8 protein-coding genes are annotated in these 7,200 nt (G+C 43.7%); 3 read left to right on the top strand and 5 right to left on the bottom strand.

Going from position 1 to position 7,200, the window contains the following annotated elements; all coding sequences use genetic code 11:
• Nucleotides 1-248 precede the first annotated feature (248 nt).
• The gene (locus MICAI_RS14430) at nt 249-1,889 is read left to right on the top strand and encodes a CTP synthase (RefSeq protein ID WP_008203357.1); all 1,641 of its coding nucleotides are present in this window, start codon (nt 249-251) and stop codon (nt 1,887-1,889) included.
• An 81-nt stretch (nt 1,890-1,970) separates the two neighbouring features.
• Here MICAI_RS14430 and MICAI_RS14425 read toward each other — a convergent pair whose 3' ends face one another.
• The 4 genes from MICAI_RS14425 to MICAI_RS14410 form a co-directional block, all read right to left on the bottom strand.
• Nucleotides 1,971-2,288, bottom strand: coding sequence for a 2Fe-2S iron-sulfur cluster-binding protein (locus MICAI_RS14425; RefSeq protein WP_008203355.1), 318 nt, complete (start codon nt 2,286-2,288; stop codon nt 1,971-1,973).
• A gap of 391 nt (nt 2,289-2,679) precedes the next feature.
• Nucleotides 2,680-2,877, bottom strand: coding sequence for a hypothetical protein (locus tag MICAI_RS14420; RefSeq protein ID WP_008203353.1), 198 nt, complete (start codon nt 2,875-2,877; stop codon nt 2,680-2,682).
• Between the two features lie 31 nt (nt 2,878-2,908).
• Entirely contained in the window at nt 2,909-3,484 is a 576-nt protein-coding gene (gene def, locus MICAI_RS14415) for a peptide deformylase (RefSeq protein WP_008203351.1), read from the bottom strand.
• Nucleotides 3,485-3,803: 319 nt separating this feature from the next.
• A complete protein-coding gene (locus MICAI_RS14410; protein WP_008203350.1) occupies nt 3,804-5,201 on the bottom strand; it encodes a serine/threonine protein kinase in 1,398 nt (465 codons plus the stop codon).
• A 405-nt stretch (nt 5,202-5,606) separates the two neighbouring features.
• Here MICAI_RS14410 and crtE point away from each other — a divergent pair, with 405 nt between their 5' ends.
• On the top strand, nt 5,607-6,536 hold the full coding sequence (crtE, locus tag MICAI_RS14405) for a geranylgeranyl diphosphate synthase CrtE (RefSeq protein ID WP_008203348.1): 930 nt from the start codon (nt 5,607-5,609) through the stop codon (nt 6,534-6,536).
• Nucleotides 6,537-6,553: 17 nt separating this feature from the next.
• Nucleotides 6,554-7,006, top strand: coding sequence for a divergent PAP2 family protein (locus MICAI_RS14400; RefSeq protein ID WP_008203347.1), 453 nt, complete (start codon nt 6,554-6,556; stop codon nt 7,004-7,006).
• Here MICAI_RS14400 and MICAI_RS27180 read toward each other — a convergent pair.
• Nucleotides 7,003-7,200 (bottom strand): hypothetical protein (locus tag MICAI_RS27180; RefSeq protein ID WP_039900220.1); only part of this gene is annotated, 198 nt, incomplete at its 5' end. The genes MICAI_RS14400 and MICAI_RS27180 overlap by 4 nt on opposite strands.

The following is a 7,200-nucleotide window of genomic DNA, read 5'->3' as shown; positions in this document are numbered from 1 at the left end:
GGGTCATTTAACATCATTAGAAAAGTAATTCCTGATGTCATTGACCAGGGAATAAAGGGTTTGCCGTTTAATCCTGTAGTGCTTGACCCACTACGAATGACTAAGCTTTCAGGCTTTTAAGTAAGTTTGAGTAAGTTTAGTTGAGCGGTATAGATCCTCCGGTTATAATGAAATCTGGGAAAATGACACCGCCCCATCCCGAAAACTCTCACCCCTTGCTAGGTATAATCGATCGCAGGAAGAATTTTATGAGTAAATTTGTCTTTGTCACCGGGGGAGTTGTCTCCAGTATTGGGAAAGGAATTGTCGCCGCTAGTTTGGGAAGATTGTTGAAAAGTCGGGATTATTCCGTCTCAATTCTGAAATTAGACCCCTATATCAACGTGGATCCGGGTACGATGAGTCCTTTTCAACACGGAGAGGTATTTGTCACCGATGATGGGGCCGAAACCGACCTCGACCTTGGCCACTACGAACGTTTTACCGATACGGAACTCTCCCGTCTCAATAGCGTGACTACTGGCTCGATTTATCAAGCGGTATTGAATAAAGAGCGCCGTGGTGCTTATATGGGGGGAACCGTGCAGGTAATTCCCCATATTACCAACGAAATCAAGGAAAGGATTCTCCGGGTGGCCAAAGATACCAACCCCGATATTGTCATCACAGAAATTGGTGGTACGGTGGGAGACATCGAATCTTTGCCTTTTTTAGAAGCAATTAGGCAATTTAGGAAGGATGTAGGTCGAAATAACGTGGTTTATATGCACGTTACCCTAATTCCTTGGATTCCGGCGGCCAAGGAGATGAAAACGAAACCGACGCAACACTCGGTCAAGGAATTAAGATCGATCGGTATTCAACCGGATGTGTTAGTCTGTCGTTGTCATCTACCCCTACAACCGGGGTTAAAAGAAAAACTCTCAGCTTTCTGTGATGTGCCGGTGGAATCGGTGATTACTGCTCAGGATGCCAGCAGTATCTATGAAGTTCCTCTCAATCTGGAAAAAGAGGGATTAGCGCAACAAACCCTAGAATTATTCAACCTCAGTCCCCGATACCCCCATCTGGAGGAGTGGGAAAATCTCATCCGACAGATGCAATCCCCCAGTCAAAAATTAGAGATAGCTATCGTCGGGAAATATGTGCAGTTGGGGGATGCTTATCTCTCGGTGGTGGAGGCCCTCAAACACGCCGCTATTGCCCTTAATAGCGAGATAGAATTGCGTTGGGTAAGTGCCGAAGATGTGGATAACGATTCGGCCGAAGCTCATTTAAGCGGTGTTGACGGTATTGTTGTACCCGGTGGTTTTGGTATTAGGGGTGTGGATGGCAAAATTAAGGCGATCGAGTATGCTAGGGTCAATAATATTCCTTTCTTGGGTCTCTGTTTAGGGATGCAGTGTTCGATTATCGAATGGGGTCGCAATGTGGCCCGATTGGAAAGGGCCAATAGTTCCGAATTTGAAGAAGATACACCCAATCCAGTGATTAATTTACTGCCAGAACAGGCAGATGTGGTGGATTTAGGGGGAACAATGCGCTTAGGTCTCTATCCCTGCCGTTTAAATCCCGATAGTCTGGCTTTCTCCCTCTACGGTCAAGAGGTTATCTATGAGCGCCATCGTCACCGTTACGAGTTCAATAATGCCTATCGTAGTCTCTTTTTCGAGACTGGTTATCTGGTGAGTGGCACTTCTCCCGATGGTCGTTTGGTGGAAATTATCGAACTACCAAAACATCCTTTCTTTATTGCTACCCAATTTCACCCCGAATTTCGCTCTCGTCCCAATAAAGCTCATCCTCTCTTTTATGGTTTCATGAAAGCAGCCCTCAAGAGTGCAGAGCAAAAGTTCTCCCTTATTAGTCAGCATTCAGCTATTAGTTAGGGTTTGCCGGTTCTATTGGCTCAAAATCTGTTTTTTTGGGGGGAAACCCCCGAAAATTTGTCATCTTAACCCCAGTCTGGCCTAGGGTTTTCCGAATTGACGTTGATAAACTACTTCTTCCTTGCCAGATTCCAGTTTAATATCCGAGCGAGGATAGGCCACACATAACAAAGCATAGCCTTCTTTTTGCAGGTCGGGGGATAATCCCATGCCCTCACCTTGTTCAACGCTACCCTGGGAAAGTTGAGCGGCGCAGGTAGTACATACGCCCGCATTGCAAGAACTGGGTAAGTCAATCCCCGCATCGTAGGCCGCTTGTAGTATAGTTTGATCTTTCCTAACTTCGATCGTTTGTGTGGTTCCTAAATGGGAAATTTCTACTTTGTAGGTTGTGGTCATAGCTAATGAATGATGCTTTTAACATCACCTATTTTATCATTCTAGATTGCGGATATAGGAGAGAGGGGGGAAATCTTTACCTAATCAGATTTTCACTGGTCAGGATATGATTGATTGTCATAAAAGCTGATAAGTAGGTAGGCGTTAAAAATTATCAGACACCACCCTTATCAACGGGGGACTAAGGGTAGGGTTGATTCATGAATCAACCCTACTATGAATCAACCCTAGTACTAAGGGGGTATCGAACCTAAAAACTATTTTTAATTTAATTATAACCAGCTACTTAAAGTCCTCAAAAGTAGTAACTTTTTCTGGCAATTTGTCCTGTAGTTAAAACAAACAAAAGAGAGAAATAAATTCTCTCTTCTGCAACCGAGGGGAAGTTATTCTATTTGTAATTGGCTCTCGTGTCTTTAACCGCCGCCCAAAAAAATAGGGCTGTTAATGGTATGCTTGCCGCTAGAATTAAGCCAGTGGTGGTATTGCCTAAATCCGGTTCTCCCGAACTAATTTCAAAGACACAACCCACACCAGCGATCGCTGCAATACAGGATAATAACAATAAAACGCCGCTTTTCGGGGTCATCTTCACTCCTCGCCTAAATTAACTAATGCCTTTATTTTGTCACTTTCTCGACGGGTTTCACCGCTTGCACGGAAAAACCGTGTTTTTTTAATTCTTCATTCAGTGCCAAATCGTTATCTACTCTGTCCACGAACATGACACCATTGAGATGATCCATTTCGTGTTGAATTACCCGCGCTAGTAAACCGTTAGCTTGCAGTTTTCGCGGTTTCCCCTGTTCATCTTTATAACTCACTTCGATCGCTTGGGGACGGATGACATCTAAAAACACATCGGGAATACTCAAACAACCCTCTTCCGCCTTGCACAATTCCCGACTATAACCGATAATTTGGGGATTGATCAGAATTAAGGGCGGATTTTCTGGTTTATCGGGTTCACAATCGATGACAATCAATTGTTTATTGACTGCCACTTGGGGAGCCGCTAAACCGATACCATTGGAACTATACATAGTTTGCAGCATTTCTCTGGCTAATTGGCGAATGCTGTCATCGACCTTAGTAATCCGCTTGGCCGGTTGACGCAGGACTCGATCGCCGAGATAATGCAGTTCTAAAGGGGGTTTTTCTAATTTGCGTTTTTCTACGGTAATAGTGGCGCTCATAAACTTAATTATCGATGGGATGCACAATTTTGATTTTAGTCACTGGCGCTGGGGCATTTCTCAGGAAAAGGGAGAAAAAAGCCCAGACTCTTCATAAAATTTTACACTGATCACAGACAGTTCGTCTATATCAGGGGATGGGAAGTGGGGAGAGGGGAGAGGGAAGATGGGGGAGAGAGAATTATGAATTATGAATTATGAATTAGGAGGTGGGAAGTGGGGAATTGGGGAGATTTTTCAGTTATCAGTAAGCAGTAATCAGTGGGGGAGAGGGGAGAGGGGAGAGGGGAGAGGGGAGAAAAAAGCTGATTTTAACCAGCTACTTATTAGTAATTGGTATTCCTAACCATTGGCTCAATTCCGCTGCTAACCATTCAATTTCGGGTTGACTCAGATATTCTTTTGTCTTACTGCTAATAGTATATTCTTTAGTCCCCGCCCAAATAGTTAAAGCCATCGGCACATAAACTCGATCGCCATCACCATCTTTGGTATGATAACTATCAGCTTTCACCAGTTTATTAATATGTTCCCGTGCCATTTTCTTTTTGCCCGGAAGTTTCAAACCACAAATTCGCTGAATGGCCACAATTTCTTCCCTATCAATAGTGATAATTTCCTCCCCTTTGAGGCAATAAATAATCCCGCCAAGCATTCCTAAACCCACAAACCAAAAAGGCAAAGAAAAGAGCAGAAAAAACCAACTCATCCACAGAGGAATAGAAATTGCTCCTCCTGTCCATACTAATAAAAAAGCGTTCCAAGCGATGGCAAAAGCTCCAAGAAAAATTAATTTAGGGGTAAAACCTTCGGGAGGTAAAGATATTTTAATTTTCTCCTCATTTTTTTGCAACTGTACCCGACTCCCTGCGGGTTTTTCAAGGTTCGAGGAAGTTAATTGCATTTCGTGGAGAGTATGTAAAGCTTGATTTGCTGCCTGTGCTGAAATAAACCTTTTTTCGAGACTAGGTTCAATTAACTGTCCTAACCAATGAACAAAAGCAGGGCTTAAATTGGCTAAATTATTTAATTGAATTTTGCCATCTTTTTGGGGTAAATCGGCGGGATGAATTCCTGTAGCTAGATAGATTAAAGTGGCCCCTAAACTGTATAAATCAGAAGCGGCAACGGTGCGACCACCGAATTGTTCAGGGGGCATATAACCGTAGGTTCCGACGATAGTTAAAGTGGCTTGTTCCTGTTGGGCAACAGTCTGGACAGAACCAAAATCAATTAAATAAACATTACCGATACTATGACCTGATCGATCTTTTAGTAAGATATTACTAGGTTTCAAATCTCGGTGGATAATTGGCGGGCTAATTCCATGAAGATAAATTAAAATCCCTAGGATAGATTTGGCTAATTCTTGCAGGTCTGCCTCACTAAATTTGCGACCATTTTCTAGCTGTTCCTTGAGAGATTTCGCCTCGATATAACTCTGAACAAGGGCGAAACCTTGATAGGTATCGGTGCGAACTTCAAAATAGTCGATATATTCGGGAATCGAGCGACAATCTAGATGTTTAAGAGTTTCGGCCTCCCGTTCAAAAAGTTTTAAATCTGTCCATTCAAAATCGGTACTAAAGATTAATAATTTGACAACAACAGTAGCGCCCGTTTTTATATCTTGGGCGAGAAAAGTGCGTCTTCCGGTTTGTTTACCTAACTGACTTTGAATTTGGTATCGATCGCCTAAAATTTGCCCTGGCAGCATAAAATATATTACTAGGATAACCCTAATTATAGGCTAATCGAGAAATTTCCCAACCGCAAGCTAAGAAAACGGAAGTTTGACCGAATCATCAAAACTTTAGCATCTCCCAGGATAACTGCGGTGAAATTCAATTGTATCGCCTGTTTTTTGCTAATCTCTGGACTGAGGGAGGTATTTTTTCAGGTTAAAAGAGAAAATAGGCATCAGAAAAGAGAATTGGACTCTCTCCGTCTGGAAAAATTTAGTACAAATGTTCAGAAGGTCAACTGCGGAGCTGCCATGCAGTCTGAAGGGGTAATTTAGATACTCAACAGCTTAGGGTACAAGGGAGCAGTCAGTTTAATTCCCATCGAGGGGGAGTTTCCTGATATAGTTTTAGAAGCAGTCGGTTCAAGACAAAAAGACATGGTTACTAGGGGCGAACGAGGAGTAGAAGTGAGGAAAAACAAGAACTTTTCCCTGGCTTCCTATCTGGAGGAAAAGCGGTTGATTGTCGAGTCAGCTTTAGATAGCTCTTTAGTTATCGGCAATCCTGCCAAAATCTACGAGGCGATGCGCTATTCTCTCCTTGCTGGGGGCAAACGTCTGCGACCGATTTTATGTCTGGCTACCTGTGAACTGATGGGGGGTTCCCTAGAGATGGCTTTACCCACCGCTTGCGCCCTAGAAATGATACACACTATGTCATTAATTCATGACGATTTACCCGCCATGGATAACGATGATTACCGACGCGGGAAATTAACCAATCATAAGGTTTTCGGCGAAGATATAGCTATTTTAGCCGGGGATGGTCTCCTGGCCTACGCTTTCGAGTATGTGGCTACTCAGACTCGTAATGTACCTCCCCTACAGATTTTAGAGGTAATTGCCCGTTTAGGTCGCACTGTCGGGGCAGCGGGTTTGGTGGGGGGTCAGGTTTTAGACTTGGAATCTGCGGGAAAACCCGATATTTCGGCAGAAACTCTCGGTTTTATCCACACTCACAAAACGGGATCCCTGTTGGAGACTTCTGTGGTGTCGGGGGCAGTTTTAGCGGGGGCAAAAGGGGAAGATATAGCTAAATTAGCCCGTTATGCCCAAAATATTGGCTTGGCTTTCCAAATTATCGATGATGTTCTTGATATCACGGCGACAAACGAGGAATTAGGCAAAACCGCCGGTAAAGACCTACAGGCACAAAAAGCTACCTATCCTAGTCTCTGGGGGATAGAAGGGTCCCGCCAGCAAGCTCAACAGTTAATAGATAGTGCCATCGGTGAATTGAGTGGCTACGATGAGGCCGCTGAACCTTTACGGGCCATCGCCGAGTATATTGTTAATCGTAAAAATTAAATTAAACGAATGAGATTATGCAGGACTTCGAGCAGGTGTTACACAATCAAATACTGCTAGTCTCTCTTTTAGCTTGTTTCACCGCCCAGGGACTAAAAGCGCTGATTGAGCTAATCCGCGATGGTAAGGTTAGTCTGCGCTATCTAGTCTCGTCGGGGGGAATGCCTAGCGCTCACTCGGCGTTGGTGGGAGCTTTGGCTACTGGGGTAGGATTACAGATGGGTTGGTCTAGTTCCGAATTTGCCATCGCTGCGCTTTTTGCGGTTATTGTTATGTATGATGCGGCTGGAGTGCGTCAGGCAGCGGGAAAACAGGCCCGGATTCTCAATCAAATTATCGATGAAATGTTCCAGGGAGGCAAGGAATTTAATGAGGAACGTTTAAAGGAATTAATTGGTCATACTCCTTTTCAAGTGCTGGTGGGTTTAAGTTTAGGTATCGGTATCGCCATGGTGCTGCTCTGTCATTAATTGAGGTATTTTCTGGGGTTGAGATAAACTAGATTTAATAATGGGCCAATGCAAATTTGAAACGCATCAGCAGCAATGTTTGAGATAGAGGCAAAAAGGAATCGACTCGACAAAGTGCTGATAACTGGGTAAATGGCAAAAGCATCACTCCAGTATTCAGCTACACGGTCTAAATAATAGGACTTGAAGTTTCT

It is taken from the genome of Microcystis sp. T1-4, assembly GCF_000297435.1.
GTDB lineage: Bacteria > Cyanobacteriota > Cyanobacteriia > Cyanobacteriales > Microcystaceae > Microcystis.
This window is presented reverse-complemented; position numbering and strand designations above follow the sequence as displayed.

Coding starts and splice junctions, on each gene's coding strand:
- MICAI_RS14420 (WP_008203353.1), bottom strand. CDS start 2,877: ATGACCCCGAAAAGCGGCGTTTTATTGTTATTATCCTGTATTGCAGCG.
- MICAI_RS14430 (WP_008203357.1), top strand. CDS start 249: ATGAGTAAATTTGTCTTTGTCACCGGGGGAGTTGTCTCCAGTATTGGG.
- MICAI_RS14425 (WP_008203355.1), bottom strand. CDS start 2,288: ATGACCACAACCTACAAAGTAGAAATTTCCCATTTAGGAACCACACAA.
- def (WP_008203351.1), bottom strand. CDS start 3,484: ATGAGCGCCACTATTACCGTAGAAAAACGCAAATTAGAAAAACCCCCT.
- crtE (WP_008203348.1), top strand. CDS start 5,607: ATGGTTACTAGGGGCGAACGAGGAGTAGAAGTGAGGAAAAACAAGAAC.
- MICAI_RS14410 (WP_008203350.1), bottom strand. CDS start 5,201: ATGCTGCCAGGGCAAATTTTAGGCGATCGATACCAAATTCAAAGTCAG.
- MICAI_RS14400 (WP_008203347.1), top strand. CDS start 6,554: ATGCAGGACTTCGAGCAGGTGTTACACAATCAAATACTGCTAGTCTCT.